Source organism: Krasilnikovia sp. M28-CT-15, from assembly GCF_047159595.1.
Lineage (GTDB): Bacteria > Actinomycetota > Actinomycetes > Mycobacteriales > Micromonosporaceae > Actinoplanes.
Window position 1 is genome coordinate 6,855,993 of the sequence record NZ_BAAGAK010000001.1, and the last position, 26,256, is coordinate 6,882,248.

A 26,256-nucleotide genomic window follows, 5' to 3' on the forward strand; every position below is an offset into this window, starting at 1 on the left:
GCGATCAGCGACTGGTCATCCTGATGAGCTCCCAGCCGCCCTCGGGCTTGGCGTCCAGGCGCTTGGTACGCAGGTTCATCGGGTTGGCCATGCCGATGTACAGGCCTCCGGAACCGTCCGGGATCATGTTGCGGATCCCGTAATTGAGGTAGTTGCCCAGGCCGCGCTTGTTGACCGCGACCGCGGGCGAGTTGCTGTCGGGGAACATGTACAGGTCGCCGCCGAACTGGCTGGGCTTGATGAGTGGTTTGGCCCACGAGTCCGGGTCGGCCATGGCCTGCCGGGCGAACTTGTTGACCGGCGCGGTGGGTGCGGCGCCCTGCAGCAGGTCCTTGACCAGGTAGCTCCAGTCCATGGTGCCGACGAACAGCTTGTTGTCCACGACGGTCATCCGCCACGTGTAGTTGTTGAACAGGTAGCCGAAGCCGGACTTGCCGTACAGCGGGGTGAAGTTGGTGGACTTCTGCGACCAGGTGCTGGTGGCGGGGTCCCAGGCGGGCAGGGTCTTCTCGCCGTACACGAGCTCGATCTTCTGGGTGGGCAGGCCCAGGTCCTTGCCGCGCCAGATGCTGACCGCGCGCTGGGTGTTGACGTCCTGGGTCTTGGCCGCCTCCTTGTCCGCGGGCGGGTAGACGTTCGCGTGCACCATGCTGGACTTCATCGGTACGTGCATGGTGCCCCAGTAGACGTAGCCGTCGAACGCGGCGATCCCGCCGCCGCCGTAGGTGGCCGACACCACCCGGTCGGGCTCGTACTGGCGGGCGTTCCAGACCTGCTTCCAGGCGGTGGCGTCCTCGGGGTTGAGGCCGGGAGAGCCGTCGGCGAGCTTCGGGCTGATCCACAGCCCGGCCAGCATGAGCTGGCTGGTGGGCTGCTCGGCGGGCCAGCTGGTGGCGGCGATCCGGCCGTCGTACACCGTGAGGTCGGCGGCCTGTACGGGCAGCGAGGCGACCGTGGTGAACGCGAACGGGTTGGTCTTGTCGCCGGACCAGCGCAGCACCGCGCCGCCCGCGGAACCGTTGCGGCCGATGCCGACGCCGAGGTAGAGGGCGTCGTCGGCGACCAGGAAGGTCCGGATGTTGCCGTAGTTCGCGAACGTGAACGAGCCGAGGTACTGCTGGGTGGTCGCGTCGAAGGCGAACATGTTGAGGGTGTCGCCGAGCGCGGGGCCGCCGAGCAGGACGACGTCGCCCATGTTGCCCGCGGCGCGCAGCCCGATGGTGTGGCTCAGGCGCAGCGCGTCGTCGGGCGACTTGGCGCGGATCTCCGCGGACTTGTTGACCGACTTCTTCGTGGTGGTGTCGTACGTCCACACCTCGGGGGCGCGCATGTCGCCGAGGTAGTCGGGGATCGCGTCGTCGGCCTTGGACGACTGGCTCTCGCCGTACTCGCAGGTCCAGTTGTCGTTGGCGGTCGGCTTGATGTAGCTGAGCGTGGCGCCGCTGACCAGGCAGTGCACGTTGGCGCCGGTGCCGAACCAGACGGTCTTGCCGACCTGGGTGAGGCCCCAGACGTACGCCTGATTGACCTTGGGTTTGCCGGTCTTGCACGGCGGCCCGGCGGGGTACGGCTGGCCGACGCCGCCGAAGCACTCGTCGGGCTTGGCCTTCGCCAGCAGGTCGAACCGGTACCCGCCGTTGCCGGGGGTGGGGAGCCGGACCTGGCCGTCGACGGCGCGGCGGACCAGATCCGTGAGGTTGCTGATGAAGGGAATCTTGATATCGCGGGCCGGGTGGGCGGCGGCGGGGGTGGCCGGCCAGCCCGCGGCGAGCACGAGGACGGTGCCCACCGCCGCCACCCGGCGCAGGGTGGCGGTCGGAGTTATTTTCATGAACATCTTCCCTTTCCGCGGAGCGCAACGAGCGCCCTCCGCGGTGGCGGCGGGCGCTGAGGTTCGGGCCTCGCGGGGTGCGGGGCCGGGGGTGGGCGGGCGGCGTCGTGGGTCGCCGCCCGCCCACGTCTGGGGGTTACGGGCAGGATCTGTCGAGCCTGATCAGCTCCCAGCCGCCCTCGGGTACGTCGTCGGTGGGATCGGTGCGCAGGTTCATCGGGTCGGCCGTGCCCAGGTAGAGCCCGTTGCCGTTCGGGATCATGTTGCGGATGCCGTAGTTGAGGTAGTTACCCATCCCCTTGATGTTCACCGGGGTCGCGGGCTCCGATGTGGACGAGAAGGTCCACAGGTCGCCACCATACGCATCGGGGTCAATGCCTGAGGTGACCGCCGCGCGGTCGCGGGCGGAGAATCCGGACGGCTGGTTCATGATGTCGTTGGCGATGTAGCTCCAGTCCATCGTGCCGACGTACAGCCGGTTCCCCGCCACGGTCATCCGCCACGTGTAGTTGTTGAACGGGTAGCCGAAGCCGGTCCTGCCGTACTTGGGGGTCCAGCCGGTGGGGACGGCGTTCCAGGTGGCGGTCGCCGGGTCGTAGGCGGGCAGCGTGGACTCGCCGTACAGCAGCTCGATCTGCTGGGTGGGCAGGCCCAGGTCCCTGCCGCGCCAGATGCTGATGCCGCGCTGGGTGTACTTCACCTGCGCGGCCTTCGCGTCGTCGGTGGCCTGTGGGTACACGGCCTGGTGCACCTTGGTGGACTTGAGCGGCACGTGCATGGTGCCCCAGTAGAGCCAGCCGCCGAACGAGGCGACGCCCCCGCCGCCGTAGGTGGCCGCGACCACCCGGTCGGTCTCGTACTGGCGGGCGTGCCAGACCTGCCGCCAGCCGTTCGCGTCCTCCGGGTTGAGGCCGGGCTGCCCGTCGGCCAGCGGCGGGCTGAGCCAGACCCCGGCCAACTGCGCGGGGCTGCTGGGCTGCTCGGCGGGCCAGGTGGTGGTCGCGATCCGGCCGTCGTGGTAGGCGAGGTCGGCGGCCTGGGCGGGCAGTGTGCCGACGGTCTGCAGCGCGAACGGGTTGCGGACGCTGCCGGTCCAGCGCAGCACCGCACCGCCCGCCGAGCCGTTGGTGCCGACCCCGACCCCGAGGTACAGCGCGCCGTCGGCGACCAGGAATGTACGGATGTTGCCGTACTGCGGCAGGTTGACCGAGCCGAGGAAACGTTTCGTGCGCGCGTCGAACGCGAACAGGTTCAGCGAGTCACCGAGCGCCGGGCCGCCCAGCAGGACGACGTTGTTCAGGTTCCCGGCGGCGCGCAGGCCGATCGTGGTGCGCAGGCGTTCCGCGTCGTCGGCGCTCTTGGCCCGGATTTCGCCGCTCTTGTCGACGGCCCGCCGGGTCAGCGCGTCGTACAGCCACACCTGGGGTGGGCGCTGGTCGCCGATCGTGGCGGGGAAGTCGGGGTCGTTGCGGACGGTCTGGCTCTGGCCGTACTCGCAGACGTAGTCGGGGTTGACCACCGGCACCGCGACGTTGAGGGTGGCGCCGCTGACCAGGCAGTGCACGTTGGCGCCGGTGCCGAACCAGACCCAGTTGCCGACCCGGGTCAGGCCCCACACGTACGACTGGTTGACCTTCGCCTGGCCTTGCGCGCAGGGCGGGCCGGCGGGATAGGGCTGGCCGATGCCGTGGAAACATTCGTCCGGCTTGGCCTTGGCGAGCAGGTGGAAGGTGTACGGGTCGGGGTCGGCGGCGCGGGCCGGGGCGGCCACGACGCCGACGGTGACGACCAGCGCGGCGACCGCGGTGGTCAGCCGGCGCAGGGTTGTGCTCACGGGGTGGTCCCTTCACGAAGAAGCAGGGGTGAGCTTGATCAGTTCCCAACCGCCCTCGGGGACGTCGTCGCCGGGGTCGGTACGCAGGTTCATCGGATTGGCCGTGCCGAGGTAGAGCGCCTCGCCGTCCGGCACCAGGTTGCGGATGCCGTAGTTGAGGTAGTTGCCGAGGCCGGTGGTGTCGACCGGCCGGGCGGGCTCGTCAGCGGACGGGAAGGCCCACAGGTCGGCGCCCCAGAGCGCCGGGTCGGTGGGCGGTGCCTCGGCGCTGAGATCGTGGACGAGGTAACTCCAGTCCATGGTGGTGACGTACAGCCCTCCACCCGCGACGGCCATGCGCCAGGTGTAGTTGTTGTACGCGTTGCCGAAGCCGGACCTGCCGTACCGGGGGTTCGAGCCGGTCGCCACGGGCGACCAACCGGCGCCCGGGGTGTAGGCGGGCAGCGTCGGCTCGCCGTACAGCAGCTCGATCTGCTGGGTGGGCAGGCCCAGGTCGCGGCCCCGCCAGAGGCTCGTCGCGCGCTGGGTGTACCTGATCTGCGCCCGCTTCGCCTCATCCGTGTCCTGCGGGTACGTGGCCTGGTGCAGCAGGGTGGCCTGCAGCGGCACGTGCATGGTGCCCCAGTAGACCCAGCCGCCGTACGAGGCGACCCCGCCGAGCCCGTACGTGCGCTCGATGAGCGGGTCCGGCTCGTACCCGGCCACGTTCCACGCCTGCGTCCAGCCGTCGGTGTCGGACCGGGTCAGCGGCAGCGGCGGGCTGGCCCACACCCCGGCGAGCTGTTGCGGTGATGCCGGGTCGTTCGTGGCCCAGGTCGTGGCCACGAGGCGGCCCTCGTGGTACGCGAGGTCGACAGCCTGGGCGGGTAGCGCACCGACCTTCACGAAGGCGAACGGGGCCAGCCGGTTGCCGGTCCAGCGCAGCACCGCGCCACCGCGACCGCCGCCCGGCCCGATGCCGACGCCCAGGTAGAGGGCGCCCTCGGCGGCGAGGAAGGTGCGGGCGTTGCCGTACGCCGGCAGTGTGCGAGAGCCCAGGAACCGGCCGGTGACCGCGTCGAAGGCGAACAGGTTGAGCCCGCTGTGCAGCGACGGCCCGCCGAACAGCACGACGCCGTCGAGGGTGCCGGCGGCCCGCATCCCGAGCGTGCTGCGCAGCCGGCGGGCATCGGCGGCGGATGCCGTACTGATCTCGGCGGACTTGTTGACCAGCGTGCCGGTGCCCGTGTCGTGCAGCCACACCTGGGGTGGGCGCACGTCGCCCAGGGCGTCCGGGACGGCCGGGTCGGTGCGGGCGACCTGGCTTTCCCCGAACTCGCAGACGTAGTCGTCGTTGACCACCGGCTTCGTGGTGCCGAGGTTGGCACCGCTGGTCAGGCAGTGCGTGTTGGCGCCCGTGCCGAACCACACCCGGCGTCCGGTCCGGACCAGGCCCCAGACGTACGCCTGGTTGACCTTGGGCTGGCCCTGGGCGCAGGGCGGCCCGGGCGGATACGGCTGCCCGATCCCGGCGAAACACTCGTCGGGCTGCGCCTTGCCCAGCAACGCACGGGTGTATGTGACGTCCGCGGACACCCCGGCGGCCGGGGACACCGGGGCTGCTGCGGCCGGCGCCCCGAGCACGACTGCGGCCGCGATGACAGCCAGGCCGTTCATGCCGTCTCACCCACCTTCATGTCGATGCGGACAACCACTGCCCGCTCACACGTCTCACGTGCTCACGCGGCGACGTGCTCCGGCCTGCGTACCCGGCCGGCCACCGACGCGGCCCAGCCCGCGGGGTCGGCGAACTGGAGGAACTCACCGAGGTCGGTGAGCCGCGCGACCGGGTCCGCCACGAGGTCCTCGTACGCGATCCGGTGCAGGTGCGCGGGGGGCCGGTCGGCCAGGATCTGCTCGGCCTGGCTGCTCATGAACGCGCACAGGGCCATGAACCGCTTGAGGTCGTTGCCGCGTTCGCTCAGCAGCTCCGCGGTGAGCCGGTCCGGCAGGTACGGAGCCAGCTCGTCCGGCACCGGGGTGCCCGGGGGCACCGTCAGCGGGTCCACGCCGTACCGGCCGACGGCCTCCACCCGCAGCTGCACCAGCTGGAACACCGAGTGCCGGCTCATCGAGCGGGCGGTGGCCGCCCAGTCCCGGGTCAGGTACACGATCCGGGCGGTGGGGTGGTTCTCCAGCAGCGACGGCGCCACCTGGCTGGAACCGCCGGAGCGTTCCACCCAGCGCTTCCTGCCGGTCAGCTCGGCCAGCAGGTCGAGGAAGGCCTCGTGGTGCGCGCCGATCCGCTGCGGGGGGAACTGACGGACCCGCTCGCCCAGCCGGTCGAACAGCGTGTCCGGGTCGTCGGTGAGCTTGGCCAGCGTGATGGCCATGATCCGGGGCAGCTTCAGCAGGTCACCGGCGAAGCGGCCGGTCGCCGGGTAGCGCACCTCCTTGGGCGGCACCCCGATGCGGAACAGCAGCGACAGCTCCTCCTTGGGCCCGCTGAGCACGTCCCAGTACTCCGGCCCGGTGAGGATCTCCCTGCTGCGGTGCCACATCGCCACGGACATGAAGAACTCCTGCACCGAGCAGGTCTCCGGCTCCTCGACGATGAGATCCGACAGCATGGTCGAGCCGCAGCGGCCGTTGCTGATGATGATGGCGCGGTCCATCGACGCGGGGTCTCCTTAGTGGACGGGGGTGGCGAGCCAGGGCAGCACGTGGGCGCGTACCTGGTCGGGGGCCTTGATGAGCAGGGTGTGCTTCTGGCCGTCGATGACGACGTGACCCGACTGTGGGAGCAGCCGCTGGGTGAGCGGGGCGAGTTCCTTCACCGCCGAGTCCGCGCCGTACAGGCACAGCACGGGACAGTCGATGGCGGCCAGCCGGGCCGGGTCGGGCAGGGCACTGTTCGGCAGTTCCTGCCCGACGCTGGTGTCGGACAGCAGCGCGGAGGCGTCCCGGACGCGGCGCGCCATCAGCGGACGGCTGTGCGCCACCGCCTCGGCGTCCGCGAGGGTTTCCGCGGCGCTGGCCAGCCGCCGCGCCATCCGGCCGAACCAGGCCGCGGTGGGCGGCGCCGACTCGACCGCCACGATCCCGGCGACCCGGTCCGGGTGCCGGGCCGCGTACGCGAACGCGATCGTGCCGCCGAACGAGTTGCCGAACAGGTGAACCGGCTCGTCGACCCCCCAGTGTTCGAGCAGCCCCGCCAGGTCGTCGACGAAGTCGTCCAGCGCGTACCCGGTGGGCGGCCGGTCGCTGTGGCCGTGCCCGCGCAGGTCGTAGAGCAGCACTCGCAGGCCCTCCGCAGCCAGCGGGTGGGCGAGCGTGAGGAACCAGCTCGCCATGCTGTCCGAGGTCATGCCGTGAATGAGTACGGCGGTGCCGCGCCGTTCCCCGACCGGCGGCACCTCCTCCACGTGCACCCGGACGCCGTTGACCACCACGTGGCTCATGACGCGGCCGGCACCTTCTCCAGCGACTGCGCGATGTAGTCGACCAGCTGCCCGACCGTCAGCTCGCCGATCGAGGCGACGTCGAGCGAGGAGACGAACAGCGCGAAGTTCACCGAGTCGCCGTACCGGGCCTGGAGGCGGCCGGCCAGCGCCACCACGTCCAGGCTCTCCATCCCCAGGTCGTCGCGGAACGTGGTGTCCATGGTGATCTCGGCGTCGGGGCCGAAGTCGCCCAGCACCGCGCGGAGCAGGGCGTCGACGTCGGCGAGAACGGCAGTCGGGTTCGAGGGCATGGCGGTGCTCTCCTTTGTCATCGCTGGGGCGGGGTCCACGCCACGACGTAGCGGCGCGGCGGCAGGTCGGGTGGGTTCTCGATCTCGGCGAAGGCCACCGGGAAGCTCCGGCCGTCCACGGTCACCGTGCCGTCGGCCAGCGACACCGCGAAGCGGCGCGGGGCGCCGTCCAGGCCGGTGCCCAGCGCCTTGCCGACGGCCTCCTTCGCGGCCCAGACACGGGCCACGTCGGTGTCGGTCCCCAGCTGGGCGCGTTCGGCGTCGGTCAGCGCGTACTTCAGGGTGGCGTCGTCACGGGGGGCGATCTCCACGACGTCGATGCCGACCTCGGCGCCCGGCGGTCCGGCGATCGCGACGCCGACCTCCTGCGTGTGCGCGATCGACACCACGCCGGGCACGAAGCCCCGGCCGGGCCGCAGATCCACGTACGGCCGTCCGGACGGTTCATTGCGTACGGTCAGCTCGATCGGGTAGACGTCGGTGTGCCCGGCGTCCCACTGCCGGAACCGCACCGCGTCCTTGGCCGCGATCCGCCCCAGCATCCACTGCTTGCGGCGTGCACCCGGCATCCGCTCGTACTCGGCCGCGGCGTCGCCACCGAGGATGCCGCGCGCCGCCATGCCACGGGTGACCAGGTCGGTCCACGCGTCGAAGACGAGCGTCCAGCCCTCGGGGCGGCGCTGCGACATCGGGTACTTCTCGGGGAAACGCTCGCAGGCCCGCGCGGTCGGGTGGCTGTCGAAGCGCCGGTCGGTGGCGCCGTCGATCTGCGCCCACACCCGCCCACCGGCCGACAGCTGCGTGTCCGCGATCAGCTCGCCGTCGGTGATGGAGCGGACCCGGGCCACGCAGTCGAACGCGGTGCCCGGCGCGGGCGGCGGCCCGAAGAACCGGACGTGCCGCAGCCCCACCGGCAGGGCGACGGTACGCATCGGCTGGGTGGTGATGAGCCAGTTGCCGATGAGCTGGAGGGCGTTGTCCAGCAGGGCCCCCGGCGGGACCGGGGCGGTGACTTGACCCCGTACGTGCATGTCGCCGAGCGCGTACACCGCCGTGACGCCCTGGAACTTCGGGCCGTGGAACATGAGGCGTTCGGCGTACATCTGGTCCGCGCTGATCGTCGGCGGACGTTCCGTGCCGGGGTCGTGGGTCCACGGCGCCTCGGGCGGCTGCGGGTACTGGACCGCCATCTCGATGGTGGCGCGGGCGTAGCCGCCGAACACCACGGTCAGTTGGTCCGGGCCGGCGCGGCGGACCGTGATGTCGACCCGTTGCGGCGGGGCGGCGATCAGCCAGCGGTTGAACCTGGCGTCGCGGACCGCGACCGCCCGCAGTCCGGGTGCGGCCTGCTCGGCGGCGTCCATCATGTGCTGGACGACCGTGGTGGCGGGCACGACCGGCCAGCGGTCCTCGACCTTGGGCCAGTCGTCCGGCTGCACGAAGAAGCAGTGGTCGCGCAGGTACGGCATCCGCTCGACGGAGACATCGAGCGAGGTCCGCAGAACTACGTCGTCGCCCGCGGCGGTCTGCGCCGCCGGTGCCGTAGCTGCCGCAGCGGTCGGCACCGTGGGGTTGCGACGCGTGTCGGCAGCGGCGGCCGCGCTCAGCACGGTCACCGCGTCATTCGCGGTCTCCTCCAACAGGGCGGCGAGTTCCCGGGCGGCACTGGAGTTCCCCGCGAGACGGTTCAGCGCCGACAGTGCGGCCTGATGCGCCTCCACCTTCGCGTCGACCGTGGGTGCGGCGCCCTGGGCGGGCACGGTCGACGCCGGTCGGGTGGCGGTCTGGGAAGGCGCGGCTGCGACTGGTTGGGCGGGCGAGCGCCGGCTCCCGTGTGTCGTGATGCCGAGCAGGTCGGCCGCGCCCTCGCCGAGCTTGACCAGGGTGCCGCCCAGGTCCAGCCGGACCGCCGGGCCGCGCCGCTGCGCCGGACCGGCGACCCGGTGCTCCGGGACCGGACGGGCCGCTGCCGGGGACGGGTCGAGCACCCGCAGGTCCGGCGCGCCGCCGTCCACCCACAGGGCGGTGGCGACCCGCCGCAGCTGGTCCAGCCCGCTGCGCCGGGACACGTTGACCGGCATGGCCAGGTGGTCCCGGTCGCGCAGGTTGTCGTCGATGAGGGTGGCCAGCTGCCCGGCCCCGACCTGGAGGAACACGCGGATCCCGGCGTCGTACATGGCGTTGACCGTCTGCCGGAACCGGACCGGCTCGATCATGTGCCGGATGAACAGCGCGTTGACCTCGTCCGGGTCGCTGGGGAAGGGCGCGGCCAGCGTGCCCGACCACACCGGCACCTCCGTGGGGTGCACCTCCCACCGGCCCATGGCCGCGCCGATGGCCTGGAGTCCCTCCGCGAACACCGGGGTGTGGAACGCCGACCGGAACGGCAGCAGCTGGCACAGGACGTTGCGGGCGCGCAGGTCGTCGACGAGCCGCTGCACCTGTTCGCGCGGGCCGTTGACCACGCACTGGGCGGGCGCGTTGTCGTGCGTGAACAGCACACCGGGATACCCGTCCAGCAGCGGCAGCACGGTCTCGGCGCTGGCGCTGATCGCGGCGAACGCGTACCCGGACACCTCGACCGTGTCCGCGTCGAACAGGTGCAGGAACGCGTCCACTCCCTGCGTACTCATCTGGCCGGTGACCGCGGCCGCGGTCCACTCGCCGATGCTGTGCCCGGCGACCGCGTCGGGCCGTACGTTCATCCGCCGCAACGCGGCGTCCAGCAGCGTGCCGACCTCGACCAGTCCGGTGCCGTGCTGCCCGAGGTCGTCCGCGCTGAACTCCCGGTACGGCAGTGCGAAGTGGGCGGCCACGTCCGCGACCCGGGGGGCGAACTCGGCCTCCACCCCGGGATAGACGAAGGCCAGCCGGCCGCCGCCGGGCCCGAGCAGGGGCCGCGGGGTGAACCAGATGTCGCGGCCACCGCGCCACGGCTCGCCGCGCGCGACCATCCGGCGGGCGGCGGCCAGCCGCTGGTCGGTGGGGTCGACGATGCCGATGCGGACCGGGCCGCCGTCGAGGGTCCCGGCCTGTTCCAGACCGCGCACGATCGCGTCCGGTGCGGCCAGCAGCTCGCCCAAAGCGGCCGGGGTGTCCGCGGCCAGCCACATGACCTTGTCCGGCTCGGCGACCTCGACCGGCACCGGGCCCGCGTGCTGCTCGATGATCACGTGGGCGTTGATGCCGCCGAAGCCGAACGCGTTCACCCCGGCACGGCGCGGGCCGGTGCTCTGCCACGGGCGGGCGGTACCGATCGGCTGGAACCTGGTCCGGGCCATCTCGGCGCGCGGGTGGTCGCAGTGCAGGGTGGGCGGCAGCACCCCGTGGTGCACAGCGAGGGTCGCCTTGATCAGACCGGCGATGCCCGCGGCGGGCATGGCGTGGCCGATCATCGACTTCACCGAGCCGATGACCGGCCGCTCGCCGCCGGTGTGCGGGCCGAACACCTCGGCGACCGTGGCCAGCTCGGCCGCGTCACCGGTGGGCGTGGCGGTGCCGTGCGCCTCCAGCAGGCCGAGCGCGTCCGGCGCGGTCGGGTCGAGCCCGGCCGCCTCCCACGCGCGGCGGATCGCCAGGGCCTGCCCCGCACTGGCCGGGTTGAACATGCTGGCCGACCGGCCGTCGCTGCTCGTGCCGCTGCCGCGGATCACCGCGTAGACGCGGTCGCCGTCGCGCTCGGCGTCGGCGAGGCGCTCGAGCACGACCATTCCGGTGCCTTCACCGATCAGTACGCCGTCCGCGTCCGCGTCGAAGGGCCGGATGTCACCCTTGCGGCTCAGCGCCTGGAGCTGGTTGAACACCGACCAGAAGCTGATGTCGTGCACGTGGTGGGTGCCACCGGCCAGCACCGCGTCGAGCCGCCCGGCGGCCAGCTCTGTCATCCCCTGGTCGACCGCCAGCAGCGACGACGCGCACGCCGCGTCGATGGTGTATGCGGGCCCGCGCAGGTTGAGCCGGTTCGCCACCCGGGACGCGGCGAGGTTCGGCACCAGGCCGATCGTGCCCTCCGGCTGGTGCTTGCCGAGCCGCTCGTCGAACCGGGCCCGGACCAGGTCGAGACGTTCCTCGTCGAGGTCCGGGATCAGCTCCCGCAGGATGCCGATGACCTGGCTGGACATGCGGACGCGTTGGGCGTACCGGGCGGCGGCGGGGCTGAGGATGCCGCCGCGGCCGAGGATGACCCCGACCCGGTCGGCGTCCGGCATCCGGTCCGGGCCGCCCGCGTCCGCGACCGCCGCGGCCGCCACCTCCAGCGCGATGAGCTGGTCCGGCTCGATGTCGCCGACCGAGTTCGGCATGATCCCGAACTTCAGCGGCTCGAACACGGCCTGCTCGTCGAGGAACCCGCCGCGCCGGCAGTACAGCCGGTCGGGGCGGTCCGCGTGCGCAGGGTCGTAGAACAACGCGTCGAACCGATCAGCTGGAACGTCCGTGATCTGGTCCTTGCCGGCGACCAGGTTCTGCCAGTACTGGTCCAGGTCGGCGGCGCCGGGGAACAGCGCCGCCATCCCGACGATCGCGATGGGCTGCATGCGTGTTACCAGCCCGAGGCGGTGTAGACGACTGACGTGGTGCCGGGATCGCCCCAGGCCAGTTCGCGCAGCAGGCTCATCGCCCCCTCCTCGGGATCGATGAGGCCGATGCCGCGGCGGGCGTACTCGGCGGTGAGCTCCGGCGAGACCATGCCCGCGTGCACCCCGACGGGAGCCCACGGTCCCCAGTGCACGGTCAGCGCGCGATGGCCGGTCTCCGCGGACCAGCGCGCACCCATCGTGTCGAGCGCGTCGTTGGCGGCCGCGTAGTCGCTCTGCCCCCGGTTGCCGTACGCGGCCGCGATGCTGCCGAACAGCACCACGAACCTCGGCGCGGCCCCGCACCCGGCGAGCGCGTCCAGCACGGACTGCGCCCCGTCGACCTTGGTACGGAAGACCCGGGCGAACGACTCCGGATCCTTGTCGGCGATCAGCTTGTCCTCGATGATCCCCGCGGCGTAGACGAGCCCGTCGATGCGCCCGTGCTCGTCGTGGATCCGCTTGATCAGCCGGTGGGTGGCCTCGTCGTCGCGGACGTCGAGCGAGTGGTAGCGCACCTGCGCGCCGAGTTCGCCGAGCTCGGCGACGGTCGCGGCGACCTCCCGGGCGGCCAGGATGCCCGACGCGGTCCGGTCGATGTCCGCGGGCGAACGCATGCCACGCCGGGCCAGGGTCGCGCGCAGCGCGGCCTTGTCCAGCGCTGCGGCCAGCTCCGGGTCCTCGTCGGTCTGCGGCAGCGGGGTACGCCCGACCAGCTCGATCCGGCACCGCGCCCCGCCCGCGAGGGTACGGGCGAACCACGGGGTGATGCCGCGCGCGCCGCCGATGAGCACGACCACCGAGTCGGCGTCGAGCCCGATCGCCTGCGCCTCGGCGACCCCCTCCCCGGCCGGGCCGGCGCCCCCGTCGGCGAGGACCCCCAGCCCGGCGGAGACGAGCTGCTCCGCCTGTCGGCCCTGCGCGCGCCGGTGGACGACCGGGGCGGGTGCGACGTCGCACAGTTCCTCGACCAGTCCCCGGGCCACCTCGTCGGCGGTGGCGTCGGCGGGCACCTGCACGTAGCGGGCGACCAGCTCGGGGTATTCGCGGGCGAGGGTGCGGAACAGCCCCGGCAGACCGTCGGTGCGCGGGCTGCCCGGTTCGGGACCCGCCGCGACCAGCCAACGCGGCCCGGCCGTGGGCGCCGATGCCGTGAGGGCCGCAACGGCCCGCTTGACGAAGCCGAACGCGTCCGGCAGCAGCGGGCCGGTGCCGTCGGTGAGCCCGTCGAGCAGGACGATGCCGTCCATCCCGTCCGGGTCGGCGTCCATGCCGGCGGACACGCCGGCCGCGCCGCGTTCCGCGAGTTGTCCGGCCAGGGCCGCCCCGGCGGCCGCGCCGCCGGTGATGAGGAAGCGCGCTCCGTCGAGGTCGGCGGCGTCACCGGCCACGGGGGCGGGTTCGACGATGCCGACGAGGCGCTGCGGCGCGATGCCCGGGCTGGGCGCCGCGGTCGCGGGCGCCGCCGGTGCGGCGGTCAGGGCCACCGGCGCGGGCGCGGTCAGGGCCGCCGCGGGCTCGGCGGCGCCGTTGATGCGGGTGTCCAGCCAGGACACCATGGCCCGCACCGTACGGGCCTTCACCAGGTCTTCGAGTTCCGACTCGTCACCCTCCACCGACAGACCCAGCCGGTTCGCCACCTCCCCGGCCACCTCCGCCCGCTTGATCGAGTCGACGCTCAGATCCGCCTCCAGATCCAGATCAAGCTCGATCAGCTCCTCCGGATACCCCGTCCGCTCACTGATCACCGTCAGCACCGCACCCTGCACATCCAGCGCCGCAGCGGCGACCGTCGCGGCGATCGGCACGGGTGCGGGCGGGGCCGCGACATTGATGCGGCTGTCCAGCCAGGACACCATCGCCCGCACCGTACGGGCCTTCACCAGGTCTTCGAGTTCCGACTCGTCACCCTCCACCGACAGACCCAGCCGGTTCGCCACCTCCCCGGCCACCTCCGCCCGCTTGATCGAGTCGACGCTCAGATCCGCCTCCAGATCCAGATCAAGCTCGATCAGCTCCTCCGGATACCCCGTCCGCTCACTGATCACCGTCAGCACCGCACCCTGCACATCCAGCGCCGCAGCGGCGACCTGTGCGGGTGCCAGCACGGCCACCTGAGCGGCGGGCGCCGCCACGACATCCGGGAGTGCGGGCTGTGCCGGGCTCACCACGGCCACCGGTACGGGTGCCAGCGACGTGACCCGCGCGGCCTCCAGCGGAACCACCGTCGCGTCGGGCTGCCACACCAGCCGCCCGCCGGAGCCGTCGCCCAGGAACGCCAGCAGCACGTCACGCTGGCTGGCGATCAGGTCGCGGCTGGTACGCAGGAACTCGCTGACGAGCTCGCCCCTGGAGTCGCGGCCGTCCTCGGCCCCGCCTGCTGCGGACATCGTGAACTCCTCGATTCGTCGAGCGGGGGTCATGCCCCCGGGCAGGCAGTCTCCGTTGCGGTCACGCACCACCTGACCGTCGACGGTCCAGATGGGACGGTTGTCGGAAGCGGCGGGTGCGCCGGGTGTCACGTCGCGCCCGGCGAACAGCCAGCCGGTCTGCACCGGCACCCCGGCGCAGGCCAGTTCGGCGGCGGCGGTGAGCAGGGCAGGCAGGCCCTGGCCGGGGCGGCCGTCGACCGCGACGACCTGGTGGGGCCGGTCGCCGAGAATGTCGGCGACGAGCCGCCCGAGCACCTGCCCGGGGCCCACCTCCACGAAGATCCGGGCGCCCGCGGCGTACATGGCCTCGATCTGCTCCACGAAACGGACCGGCGCACCGATCTGCCCGGCCAGCCCGTCGCGGACCGCCCCGGCGTCGGCCGGGTACGGCTCGGCGCTGCGGTTGGACCAGACCGGCATCCCGGGCGCCGCGACCCTGCGATCGGCCAGCACCGCGGCGAACGTGTCCGCCCCACCGGCCACCACGGGGCTGTGGAACGCGCACGCGACCGGGATGCCGCGGGCCCGCAGCCCGGCCGCCTTCAGGGCGGTGGTGGCCCGGCCGACGGCCTCGGTGGGCCCGGAGACCACGACCTGGTTGGGGGCGTTGTGGTTGGCCAGGACCACCTCACCGGTCAGCCCCGCCGCGGCCAGCGCGGCGGTGACCTGCTCGGCCGTGCCGCCGACCGCGGCCATCGTGCCCGGGTCGTCCCCGGCGGCGCCGAGGATGGCGGCCGCCCGTTCCCGGCTCAGCTCCAGCAGGGTGGCCGGATCGAAGGCACCCGCGGTGCACAGCGCGACCAGTTCGCCGTAGCTGTGCCCGCCCGCCATGTCGGGGCGCACCCCGAGGCGGCGCAGCACGTGGTCGGCGGCCAGCCCGCCGATGCCGAGCACCGGCTGGGCCACCCGGGTGTCGCGGACCCGATCCGCCTGGGCCCGCTCGGTCGCCTCGTCGAACGCGGTCGGCGGGAACAGCAGGTCGGCGTACTCGCGCCCGAGCTGCAGATACTGCCGCAGCTCGGGGAACGCGACGAACAGGTCCGACAGGGCCCCCGGCCGCTGGCTGCCCTGCCCGGGAAAGAGGAACGCGACCTTGCCCGGGCCGTCGGATTCCGGCGGCTGGTGCAGTCCCGTACGCGGGTCGTGCTCGCCGTGCAGCGCCCGGCGCAGCAGGTCGGCCAGGTCGGCCAGGTCGGACGCGACGACCGCGATGCGCACCGCGCCGACGCGTGGGTCGGATTCACGCGAGGCCGCGGCGGCGAGATCGCGCAGGCGCGCGCCCGGCCCCGCACCGAGCCGGTCGAGCATCTTCCGTACGCCGCGCCGCGCGGCCTCCCGGTCGGCGCCGCGGAACAGGAACAGCTCGGCGGGCCACTCGTCGCGGCCGTGCCGGGGATCCGCGGTGGGTGCGTGCGCGGACAGCACCACGTGGAAGTTCGTGCCCCCGAAGCCGAACGCGCTGACCCCGGCGAGCCGCTCGGCGGCCGCGGCGGCCCACGGCCGGGCCTCGGTGTGGAACGCGAACGGGCTGGTCTCGGGACTCCACGCCGGGTTGGGCCGGGTGAGGTTGATGGTCGGCGGCTTGACGCCGGTGTGCACGGCCAGCGCCGCCTTGATCACCCCGGCCATGCCGGCGGCGCATTTGGTGTGCCCGATCTGGGACTTCACGGAGCCGAGTACCGCCCCGCCGGGCCGGGCCCCGGACTCGGTGAACAGCCGGGTCAGCGTCTCCAGCTCGGTACGGTCACCCACCACGGTGCCGGTGCCGTGCGCCTCGACGAGCCCGATCCGGTCCGGGGTGACCCCGGCCGACTCGTACGCCCGGTCCAGGGCCCGCCGCTGCCCCTCGGCGCGGGGCGCCGTGAGTCCGAGGGCCCGGCCGTCGCTGGCTCCGCCGAGTCCCTTGACGACCGCGTAGATCCGGTCGCCGTCGCGTTCGGCGTCGGCCAGCCGCTTGAGCACGACCGCGGCGACCCCTTCGCCGAGGGCGATGCCGTCGCCGGTGCTGTCGAACGTGCGGCAGCGCCCGGTCGGCGACAGCGCGTGCGCCGAGGTGAACATCAGGTAGTCGTTGACGCCGTTGTGCAGGTCGGCGCCGCCGCAGATCATCAGGTCGCTGTGGCCCGCGGCCAGTTCCTTGCAGGCGGCGTCCATGGCGGCCAGTGAGGAGGCGCAGGCGGCGTCGACGGTGTAGTTGGGGCCGCCCAGGTCGAGCCGGTTGGCGACCCGCCCGGCGATGACGTTGGCCAGCACCCCCGGGAAGGTGTCCTCGGTGACCGTGGGCAGCAGGCCCTCCAGCTGCTCCGGCACGTCGCCGAGGTAGCCGGGCAGCAGGGTGCGCAGCGTCTGGGTCTGGCTCATGTCGCTGCCCGCCTCGGCCCCGAACACCACCCCGGTCCGCGAGTGGTCCGCCCCCGAGTCGTACGCGTATCCGGCGTCGACCAGCGCCCGGTGGGAGATCTCCAGGGCCAGCAGCTGGGTGGGGTCGATGCTGGCCAGCGCGGCCGGCGGGATGCCGTACTTGATCGCGTCGAACGGCACCGGGTCGATGAACCCGCCCCACTTGCTGACCGTGATCCGCCCGGCCTGGCCGGGGCCCACCTCGGGGGCGTAGTAGATCTCCGGGTCCCACCGGTCGGGGCTGACCTCGCGGACGACGTCCTTGCCGCCCAGCACGGTGTTCCAGAAGGCCGGCAGGTCCGGTGAGCCGGGGAAGACGCAGGCCATGCCGACGATCGCGATGTCCAGCGGCGCGGCGGGGGCGGCCTCGGTGTCCGCGTCGAGCCCCAGGTCGGTGCGGGCCGCGCGGATCCGGCCGGCGTGCAGCGCGGCAGCACCCGTGGTGACCTGGGTGTGCAGGTCGGCGACCGTGGTGGTGGCGTGCCGCAGCACCGCGACCTGCCCGGCCATGAACAGCCCCTCGGCGGCCTGGGTGGGTTCGTCCACGTGCACCAGGGCGTCGCCGTCGCGGCGCAGGCCCTTACTGGCGATCCGCAGGCGGCCGACGTTGAGCAGTTCGAGCTGTTCCCAGATGACGCGGTTCTCCACCCCGGCGCCTGCCAGCTCGTCGTGCAGGTGGTGGAAGTCGTCGACGAACCCGGACGGCAGGCAGCGGGTGGCGTGCCCGGGCGCGGTCTCCAGCAGGGCCGTACCGGTGGCCGCGACGGCCTCCCGCTGGAAGTGCGGCTGGATCGCGCCGTACGTGACGGCCTCGTCGGTGAACAGGTACGCCGTGCCCATGAGCACGCCCACCTGGGCGCCGCGGCGGGTCAGCGGCCCGGCGAGGGCGGCGACCATGGCGGCGGAACGTTCGTCGTGCACCCCACCGGCGAAGAAGATCTGCAGCTCGGCGGCGGTCTCGGCGGGCTTGTCGGCGAGGAACTCGGTGAGCACGCCGAGCTGGGCCTCCCACAGCGGGAAGCTGGCCCGCGGCCCGACGTGCCCACCGCATTCGGCGCCCTCGAAGATGAACTTCCGGGAGCCGGACTGGAGGAACTGGCGCAGCAGGCCGGGCGAGGGCACGTGCAGGAATGCGCTGATGCCCGCCGCTTCGAGGCCCTTCGCCTGGGCGGGACGGCCGCCCGCGATGATCGCCACCGCGGGCTTGATCTCCTGGATGATCTCGATCTGCGCGGCGCGCAACGCGTCGGGGGCGAAGCCGAGCACGCCGACGCCCCACGGCCTGTCGCCCAGGGCGGCGGCCGCCTCGGCGAGCATGCGCCGGGACTGCTCCGCGTTGGCCAGGGCCAGCGCGATGAACGGCAGAGCGCCCGCGTCGGCCACGGCGGCGGCGAACCCGGCCTCGTCACTGACCCGGGTCATCGGCCCCTGGGCGACCGGCAGGTCGACGCCGAGCGTACGGGCCAGCGGCGCCCCGGGCCGCAGCGCCGCTCCGGCGTCGGGGTGGCGCACCGCGTCGCGCACCGCGTCGCGTACGCCGTGCACCGCGGCGGCGGTGTCCGGCCAGCGCCGGGCGAACTCGGCGGCCAGCCAGCCGTCCTGGCCGATGGGGAGCAGGTCGGCGCCGCGGCGCAGTCCCCGGCGGTCGCCCTCGGCGACGACCTCGGTGCCGTCCATGCGGCGCAATAGAATCGCAACATCATCGACCAATGTGGACTCTGGGAGCAAGAGAAGCTGGGTGTCGAGCAGGACACCGGCGGCGCCGCCGACCACGGACGCCGCCGCGGTGGCCGGGCCGATGCCGCCCGCCACCCACACCGGCAGCTCGACCTCCGCCACGAGCTGCTGAAGCAGAACGAACGCGCTCAGTTCGCCGACCCGCCCACCGGATTCCATGCCCCGGGCGACGAGCCCGTGAGCCCCGGCAGCGGCGGCGGCCCGCCCCTCGGCGAGGTCGGCGACCTCCACCAGTACCTGGTAGCGGCGGGCCAGTTCGGCGACCGGCCACGGACTGTCCGCCGCCAGGATGATCAGGTTCACCGCCGGTCCGGCGGTCTCGGCCAGGTCGGCAGGGGTCGCGGCGCAGGCCGCGGTGACCCGTACGCCGAAGCCGGTGGTCCGGCGGGCGGCGTCGGCCAGGGCGCGCAGGGACCAGGTATCACCCGTACCGAGGTCCAGTACGCCGAGCGCACCGGCCCGGACGGCGGCGGTGAGGGTGTATGGGCTGGCGTCGAGGCCCGCGCCGCCGGTGACGGCGAGGACCAGACGGTTCGGATCGAGGGCAGTACTCATCGGACTCCCGCTTCGTGGGCGCGGCGGCAGGGGGCGAGGTGCCTGAGAGGTGCGAGGTAGGTGGGGTGGATGAGGTGGGGAACCAATTCGATAGATCTGAATATGTGAATCTACTTCGGCAAGGAAGTTAGCGACGACTGATTACAACGCGGTTACACCATCTCGATGGACAAGGTGCAGATCTTCCGTCGGCACCGCACCCTGACCGGTCGGCTTGCCTGGGGACACATCGACGTTCATCAGAATTTCCACCACTGTGCCGCACGGGTGCAAGCCCGGTGCAGAGGTAGCGATTCGGGAAGCGCTTCCCGCCTTTCATGGGCAAGGCTCCCTGGCTGAGTTACGGTTGCGTAGGTTACGGTGACGTAGCCGTAGCTTATTGATCAGCTCCCCCCGAGCTCCCCCGTGTGAGGTGCCATGACTTCCGTGCTCGTCGAGCCCGCACCCCAGGCCGGCCCCAAGTCGCTGACCGAGGGCCCGCAGCAGCGCGGAGTGCTCATCGCGTTGTACGCGTTCGTGCTCGTGCCCTTCCTGGCGGTCCTCGCCGCGGTGCCGGTCGCCTGGGGTGGATGGCTCTCGTGGACGGATGTCGCCATCGGGTCGGTCTTCTACCTGGTGTCCGGTCTCGGCATCACGGTCGGGTTCCACCGGTACTTCACGCACGGCTCCTTCAAGGCGAAGCGGTGGCTGCGCGTCGCGCTCGCGCTGGCCGGCTCGCTGGCTATCGAGGGCAACGTCATCCAGTGGGTGGCCGACCACCGCCGCCACCACGCCTTCAGCGACCTGGAGGGCGACCCGCACTCGCCGTGGCGCTTCGGCACCGGCTACTGGGCGCTGACCCGCGGACTGTGGCACGCCCACCTGGGCTGGATGTTCAGCCGCGAGCTGTCCAACCGGGCCCGCTTCGCCCCCGACCTGCTGGCCGACCGCGACATCCGCCGCGTCGACCAGATGTTCCTGCCGATCGTGATCTTCTCGACGCTCGGCCCTGCGGTGATCGGCGGCCTCGTGACCTGGTCGTGGCAGGGCGCGCTGTCCGCGTTCTTCTGGGCCGGCATCGTGCGCATCGGCCTGCTGCACCACATCACCTGGTCGATCAACTCCGTCTGCCACGTGTACGGGGAGCGCCCGTTCGAGATGCGCGCCGGTGACCGCGCCTCCAACTTCTGGCCGCTGGCGCTGGTCTCCTTCGGAGAGAGCTGGCACAACCTGCACCACGCCGACCCGACCTGCGCCCGGCACGGGGTGCTGCGCGGCCAGATCGACATCTCCGCGCGGGTCATCTGGATGCTGGAGAAGTTCGGCGCCGCGCACGACGTCAAGTGGCCGCGTCCGGAGCGGCTGGCGGCCAAGATGGCGAAGGCCCAGTCATAGCCACCTCCGCGCCGGGCCGTTCGGAACCCGTGAATGTCGGCGGCGACTGGCAGGATGTCCGGGTGACCGACCAGGACGACACCAGCAGCACCGAGCCGCGCGGCCGCCGTGCCCGCGCCGCCCGCACGGCGACCGGCAATCCCCCGGCCTCCCGGGTCCGCATGTCCGCCGCGCAGCGCCGCGAGCAGCTCATCGCGATCGGCCGGCAGCTCTTCGCCGAGCGCGGCTTCGACGCCACCAGCGTCGAGGAGGTCGCCGCCCGGGCGAAAGTGTCCAAGCCGGTGGTCTACGAGCACTTCGGCGGCAAGGAAGGGCTCTACGCGGTCGTCGTCGACCGGGAGGTCCGGGCCCTGCTGGACCGCATCGCCACGGCGCTGACCGCCGGGCACCCGCGCGAGTTGCTGGAGCAGGCCGCGCTGGCGTTACTGGACTACATCGAGGAGGAGCCGCACGGCTTCCGGGTGCTGGTCCGCGAGTCACCCGTGCTGTCGCCCGGGGGCAACTTCTCCAGCGTCATGAACGACGTGGCCCACCAGGTCGAGCACATCCTGGGCGCCGAGTTCAAGCGGCTCGGCTTCGACCCGAAGTTCGCCGAGCTGTACTCACAGGCCCTGGTGGGCATGGTGGCGCTGGTCGGGCAGTGGTGGCGCGAGGCCCGCAAGCCGAAGAAGGACATGGTGGCCGCCCACCTGGTCAACCTCGCCTGGAACGGGCTGTCGCACCTGGAGGCGAAGCCGGTCCTGCGCACCCGCAAGCCACGCTGACGCCGCGGCGGGCGGGTGCCTCAGGCGGCAGCGCCCTCGCGGACCTGGCGCGGGGCGCCGGCCAGTCTCGCCGGGGCGACCTTGGTGTACTGGCCCGCCATGATCAGGCAGAGCGCGACGAGCCACGTCACGACGATGGTCGCGATGCCCATGTCGAGGACGTTCACGTCGGTGCGCAGCACCGCCAGCGAGTAGCCGCCGACCACGATGAGCCCCCAGCCCACGAACGTGTACGCGGCGGAGTCGCGGTTGTTACCCAGGGCGGTCGTACCGAGCACGACCACGCCCAGCACCAGCGACACGATCGACCAGAACAGGTTGGTGTCCTGGCCGAGCACCTTGTCAGTGGACGTGCCGAACAGGCCCTCGTCGGCGGTCACGATGAACCCGACCACGCCGAACACGACGAGATACGCGCCCATCAGGGCGCCGATGGCGCGGTAGAGCGGCCGCAGCGGGTGGTTGACCGGGGTGTGCGCCATGGTGTCCGTTCTCCAGCTCGGGTGTCGTTCCCGCCGATTCTCGCGTATCGCCCGACGGCGCGCAGGGGCACCCCCGGATCAGTGATCCCGGTCCGCCCGATCCGGCGCCCGGCGGCGCGTCTCGCCGACCCGGCCGTCCCGGCGCGGACCACTCCGGTCACCGGCGGATCAGTTGCCCGGCACCTGCTCGGCCAGTTCCAGCCATGCCTCTTCCACCCGCGCCCGTTCCGACTGGGTGGCGCGCAGCTGGGCGTCCAGCTCCACGATCTTGTCGTAGTCGGAGCCGTGCACGGCCAGACTCTCGTTGATCGCGAGGATGCGCTCCTCCAGCTTGCCGAGCTGGCGCTCCAGCCGGGTCAGCTCCTTGCGCGCGGCCCGCAGCTCCCCGGCCGACATCCCCGGCTGCGCCGGTGCGGCGGCCGACGGCACCGGCGCGGTCTCCGGCACGGCGGCACCGCGCGCCGCGGCCCGGACCAGGTATTCCTCGACCCCGCCGGGCAGATGCACGAGGCGCCCGTCACCGAGCATCCCGTACGCGGTGTCGGTCACGCGTTCGACCAGGTACCGGTCGTGGCTGGCCACGATCATCGTGCCGGGCCAGGAGTCCAGCAGGTCCTCGAGCGAGGCCAGGGTGTCCGTGTCCAGGTCGTTGGTGGGCTCGTCGAGCAGCAGCACGTTCGGCTCCGTGGCCAGCAGCCGCAGCAGCTGCAGCCGACGGCGCTCACCCCCGGACAGGTCGCTGACCGGGGTCCAGATGCGCTTGTCCGTGAAACCGAAGACCTCCGCCAGCTGGGCGGCCGACAGCTCCCGGTCACCCAGCCGGACCCGCTTGGCGACCTCCTCGACCGCCTCCAGCAGCCGCAGGTGCCCGGGCAGCTCGGCCAGCTCCTGCGACAGGAACGCGGGCCGTACGGTCGCGCCCGTGACCAGCCGCCCGCCGTCCGTTGTCCGCACCCCGGCCAGCAGGCGCAGCAGGGTGGTCTTGCCCGCCCCGTTGGCGCCGAGGATCGCGATCCGGTCCCCCGGCCCCACCTGCCAGGTGAGGTCCTTGAGGATCGTCTTCTCTCCGGCTCGCAGGGCGACGTTCTCCAGGTCGTACACCTGCTTGCCCAGCCGGGTCACCGCCAGCCGCTGCAGGCTGACCGTGTCGCGCACCGGAGGCACGTCCGCGATCAGCGCGTTCGCGGCGTCGATGCGGAACTGCGGCTTCGAGGTACGCGCGGGAGGGCCCCGGCGCAGCCAGGCGATCTCCTTGCGGAGCAGGTTCTGCCGACGGGCCTCGACCGCCGCCGCGACCCGCTCCCGCTCCGCCCGGGTCAGAATCCACGCCGCGAAGCCACCCTCGTACGTGTGCACCTGCTCGTCGGCGACCTCCCAGGTGGCGGTGCACACCGCGTCCAGGAACCAGCGGTCGTGGGTGACCACCACCAGCGCGCCGCGCCGGGACAGCAGATGCCGCGCCAGCCAGTCCACGCCCGCCACGTCGAGATGGTTGGTGGGCTCGTCCAGGATCAGCAGGTCGGCCTCGCGGACCAGCAGTGCGGCCAGCGCGACCCGGCGGCGTTCCCCGCCGGACATCGGCCCGACCGGGGTGTCCAACCCGAGGTACCCCATGCCGAGCCCGTCCAGGATCGCCCGGACTCCGGCGTCGCCCGCCCACTCGTGCTCCGCGCCCATCCCCTGTGCCAGCCAGGCGGTGCCCAGCACGACGTCGCGGACCGTGGCCTCGGCGGCCAGGTTCAGCGTCTGGGGCAGCGCGGCCACCCGCAGGTCCCGGCGGTGGGTGACCCGGCCCGAGTCGGGCTCCTCGACCTTGGCCAGCAGGCGCAGCAGGGTCGACTTGCCCGCGCCGTTGAGGCCGACGATGCCGACGCGAGCGTCGTCGTCCAGCCCGAGGGAGACGTCGGTGAGCAGCTGACCGGCGGCGCCGTACCCCTTGCCGACCCGGTCCAGATTGACGATGTTGGCCACGATCCGACTAGATTACCCGCGCCCCTGGCATCGGCCCGCGCGCGGTGACCGCCTCCCGGCACACCCCCGCGTCCGCCAGCGCGGCCGCCACCGCCTGGGCGTGCGCGCCGTCGGCGGTGAGGAAGACGCAGGTCGGCCCGGAGCCGGAGACGATGCCCGCGAGGGCGCCCGCCTCGGCGCCGGTCTTGAGCACGTCGGCCAGGTGGGGGCGTAGTGCCAGCGCGGCGGCCTGCAGGTCGTTGCCGAGCGCGCCACCCAGCACCGCGGGGTCACGCTGGCGCAGCGCCGCCATGAGCGAGTCCGCCGGGCCCAGCGGGGCCGGCGCCGAACCGCCCTCGCGCAGCCCGTCCAGTTCGCGGTAGACCTCCGGGGTGGCGAGGCCGCCGTCCGCGATCGCCACCACCCAGTGCCAGGTCGTGGGGCGGGCCAGGATCGGGCTGACCGCCTCGCCGTGGCCGGTGCCGAGCGCGGTGCCGCCGTGCAGCAGGAACGGCACGTCCGAGCCGAGCGTCGCCCCGATGTGGCCCAGCTCGTCACGGGTCAGGCCGGTGCCCCAGAGCAGGTCGCAGGCCAGCAGCGCGGCGGCCGCGTCGGCGCTGCCCCCGGCCAGGCCACCGGCCAGCGGGATCGATTTACGCAGGTGCAGCCGGGCGTGTGCGGGCACCCGGGCCTCGGTCGCCAGGGCGCGCGCCGCCCGGATGATCAGGTTGCTCTCGTCGAGGGCCAGCTCACCGGCGCCCTCGCCCTCCATGGTCAGAGTGAGGGTGTCGCCGGGGCGGGCGGTCAGCTCGTCGAAGAGGCTGATCGCGTGGTACACGGTGTTCAGCTCGTGGTAGCCGTCCGGGCGCAGCGGTCCCACCCCGAGATGCAGGTTGATCTTCGCGGGAACCCGGACGCGGACCGGGCCGGCCGAGCGGCGCGGCTTGTCGTCGTCCGGCCCCCACGCCTCGGTCACGGAGCGATGTCCCGGATCGGCAGCCGGATCTCGAACGGCGCGGTCAGCACCAGCTCGGTCTCCGTGTCGGCGACCAGCTCATACCGCCCGTCCCGCAGGTCGTACGCGTAGACGTGCAGCGGATCCTGCTCGATGCGCCAGTAGTGCGCGATACCCGCGGCGGCGTACTCGGCCGGCTTCTCCAGCCGGTCCCGGCGCCTCGTGCCAGGCGACACGATCTCCACGGCCAAGGTCACCCGGTCGGCGAGGACGTAGTGATTGGAACCAGGGGTGTCCGCGTCCACCAGCAGGACATCCGGCTCGAACGTCAGGTTGGCGGACAGCGCGACGCCGGTCGCCAGGCTGGCGCGCAGCTCATGCGGCGCGTGCTGGCGCAGCCAGTGCCACAGGAGGCCGGCGATGTCCTGGTGGTTGAAGGTGGGGGAGGGAACCACGAGCATGACTCCGTCGCGAAGCTCGACGCGGGGGGCGTCATCGGGCAGGTTCAGGACGTCCTCGAGCGTGTACATCGCCAGGCGCTGCTTGATCGGGTCGGGTGACCACATGACGTGGCCGGCTGTCTCGGCGGTCATCGGTCCACCTCCTCGCGCGTCCCGCTGAGCTTACCGCCGTACCCGTGGTGGATTCCGGCAGCCGCGATCGCGGCGAACTGCTCGACGGTCAGCGACTCCCCCCGCGCCTGTGGATTGATCCCGGCCGTGACCAGGGCCTTCTCGGCGTTGCCCGCGCCACCGGCCCAGCCGCTCAGCGCGGCCCGCAGGGTCTTGCGGCGCTGCGCGAACGCCGCGTCCACCACCGCGAAGACCGCCCGCCGGTCGACGTCGGCGGGCGGCTCCCGGCCGGTGAACGCGACCAGCCCGGAATCCACGTTCGGGACCGGCCAGAACACCGCGGGGGGCACCCGCCCGGCCGGGCGGGCATGCGCGTACCAGGCCAGCTTGACCGAGGGGACGCCGTACACCTTGGAGCCGGGTCCCGCGACCAGCCGGTCCGCGACCTCCTTCTGCACCATCACCAGCCCGCCGCGCAGCGTGGGCAGCCCGGCCAGCAGGTGCAGTACGACCGGCACGGCCACGTTGTACGGCAGGTTCGCCACCAGCATCGTCGGCGCCGGATCCAGCTCGGCGGCGGTGATCCGCAGGGCGTCCGCCGGGTGCACCGTGAGCCGTGCGGCGTCGGTACGCGCGGCCACCGTCACGGGCAGCTCCGCGGCCAGTACCGGGTCGATCTCCACGGCATGTACGTGCGCCGCCACCCCGAGCAGGGCCAGGGTCAGCGATCCCAGCCCCGGCCCCACCTCCAGCGCGATGTCGTCGCCGGTGAGCCCCGCGGCGGCCACGATCCGCCGGACGGTGTTCGGATCGTGCACGAAGTTCTGGCCGAGCTTCTTGGTCGGCGTGACGCCGAGGCGCGCAGCCAGCTCCCGGATCTCCGCCGGGCCGAGCAGTGCGTCCGCCATGAGGCCACAGCCTACGGCCGCCTCCGACAGCACTGATCACGCACCTCACCGGCCCGATTCGACCGACCGGCTCCGGCGGCCGGGCGCAGACAGGCCGGGCGCAGACAGGCCGGGCGCAGACGGGCCGGGCGCAGACAGGCCGGGCGCAGACGGGC

Annotated in this window: 15 protein-coding genes; 2 read left to right on the plus strand and 13 right to left on the minus strand. The window is 72.8% G+C overall.

Features of this window, described 5'->3' with window-relative positions:
• Positions 1 to 4: 4 nt before the first annotated feature.
• The 8 genes from ACMCNO_RS31420 to ACMCNO_RS31455 form a co-directional block, all read right to left on the minus strand.
• On the minus strand, positions 5 to 1,831 hold the full coding sequence (locus ACMCNO_RS31420; RefSeq protein ID WP_412753044.1) for a hypothetical protein: 1,827 nt from the start codon (positions 1,829 to 1,831) through the stop codon (positions 5 to 7).
• A gap of 136 nt (positions 1,832 to 1,967) precedes the next feature.
• Positions 1,968 to 3,665 (minus strand): hypothetical protein, encoded by a 1,698-nt coding sequence (locus ACMCNO_RS31425; protein WP_412753045.1) that lies wholly within the window; start codon positions 3,663 to 3,665, stop codon positions 1,968 to 1,970.
• 12 nt (positions 3,666 to 3,677) lie between these two features.
• Entirely contained in the window at positions 3,678 to 5,321 is a 1,644-nt protein-coding gene (locus ACMCNO_RS31430; protein ID WP_412753046.1) for a hypothetical protein, read from the minus strand.
• A gap of 62 nt (positions 5,322 to 5,383) precedes the next feature.
• Positions 5,384 to 6,319 (minus strand): hypothetical protein, encoded by a 936-nt coding sequence (locus tag ACMCNO_RS31435; protein ID WP_412753047.1) that lies wholly within the window; start codon positions 6,317 to 6,319, stop codon positions 5,384 to 5,386.
• 15 nt (positions 6,320 to 6,334) lie between these two features.
• Complete coding sequence (locus ACMCNO_RS31440) at positions 6,335 to 7,105, minus strand: alpha/beta fold hydrolase (protein WP_412753048.1); 771 nt, start codon at positions 7,103 to 7,105, stop codon at positions 6,335 to 6,337.
• On the minus strand, positions 7,102 to 7,398 hold the full coding sequence (locus tag ACMCNO_RS31445; RefSeq protein WP_130509270.1) for an acyl carrier protein: 297 nt from the start codon (positions 7,396 to 7,398) through the stop codon (positions 7,102 to 7,104). Before ACMCNO_RS31445 ends, ACMCNO_RS31440 begins: the two co-directional genes overlap by 4 nt.
• A 17-nt stretch (positions 7,399 to 7,415) precedes the next feature.
• On the minus strand, positions 7,416 to 11,933 hold the full coding sequence (locus ACMCNO_RS31450; RefSeq protein WP_412753049.1) for a beta-ketoacyl synthase N-terminal-like domain-containing protein: 4,518 nt from the start codon (positions 11,931 to 11,933) through the stop codon (positions 7,416 to 7,418).
• A gap of 5 nt (positions 11,934 to 11,938) precedes the next feature.
• Positions 11,939 to 19,096, minus strand: a complete 7,158-nt coding sequence (locus tag ACMCNO_RS31455; RefSeq protein WP_412753050.1) for an SDR family NAD(P)-dependent oxidoreductase — start codon at positions 19,094 to 19,096, stop codon at positions 11,939 to 11,941.
• A 417-nt stretch (positions 19,097 to 19,513) separates the two neighbouring features.
• Here ACMCNO_RS31455 and ACMCNO_RS31460 point away from each other — a divergent pair, with 417 nt between their 5' ends.
• Positions 19,514 to 20,470 (plus strand): acyl-CoA desaturase, encoded by a 957-nt coding sequence (locus ACMCNO_RS31460; RefSeq protein ID WP_412753051.1) that lies wholly within the window; start codon positions 19,514 to 19,516, stop codon positions 20,468 to 20,470.
• Positions 20,471 to 20,631: 161 nt separating this feature from the next.
• Complete coding sequence (locus ACMCNO_RS31465) at positions 20,632 to 21,234, plus strand: TetR/AcrR family transcriptional regulator (RefSeq protein ID WP_412753873.1); 603 nt, start codon at positions 20,632 to 20,634, stop codon at positions 21,232 to 21,234.
• 20 nt (positions 21,235 to 21,254) lie between these two features.
• On the opposite strand, the gene ACMCNO_RS31470 is transcribed toward ACMCNO_RS31465, so the two are convergent.
• From ACMCNO_RS31470 to rsmA, 5 genes are all read right to left on the minus strand, one after another.
• A complete protein-coding gene (locus ACMCNO_RS31470) occupies positions 21,255 to 21,716 on the minus strand; it encodes a DUF4383 domain-containing protein (protein ID WP_412753052.1) in 462 nt (153 codons plus the stop codon).
• A gap of 168 nt (positions 21,717 to 21,884) precedes the next feature.
• Positions 21,885 to 23,687: an ABC-F family ATP-binding cassette domain-containing protein gene (locus tag ACMCNO_RS31475; protein WP_412753053.1), complete on the minus strand. Its 1,803-nt coding sequence runs from the start codon at positions 23,685 to 23,687 to the stop codon at positions 21,885 to 21,887.
• Positions 23,688 to 23,694: 7 nt separating this feature from the next.
• Positions 23,695 to 24,642 carry a 4-(cytidine 5'-diphospho)-2-C-methyl-D-erythritol kinase gene (locus tag ACMCNO_RS31480; RefSeq protein WP_412753054.1) on the minus strand — a complete coding sequence of 316 codons (948 nt, stop codon included), beginning with the start codon at positions 24,640 to 24,642 and terminating at the stop codon, positions 23,695 to 23,697.
• The gene (locus ACMCNO_RS31485; RefSeq protein WP_412753055.1) at positions 24,639 to 25,214 is read right to left on the minus strand and encodes a Uma2 family endonuclease; all 576 of its coding nucleotides are present in this window, start codon (positions 25,212 to 25,214) and stop codon (positions 24,639 to 24,641) included. Before ACMCNO_RS31485 ends, ACMCNO_RS31480 begins: the two co-directional genes overlap by 4 nt.
• Positions 25,211 to 26,101, minus strand: coding sequence for a 16S rRNA (adenine(1518)-N(6)/adenine(1519)-N(6))-dimethyltransferase RsmA (gene rsmA, locus ACMCNO_RS31490; RefSeq protein ID WP_412753056.1), 891 nt, complete (start codon positions 26,099 to 26,101; stop codon positions 25,211 to 25,213). The genes ACMCNO_RS31485 and rsmA overlap by 4 nt, the downstream gene beginning before the upstream one ends.
• Between the last annotated feature and the right edge of the window lie 155 nt (positions 26,102 to 26,256).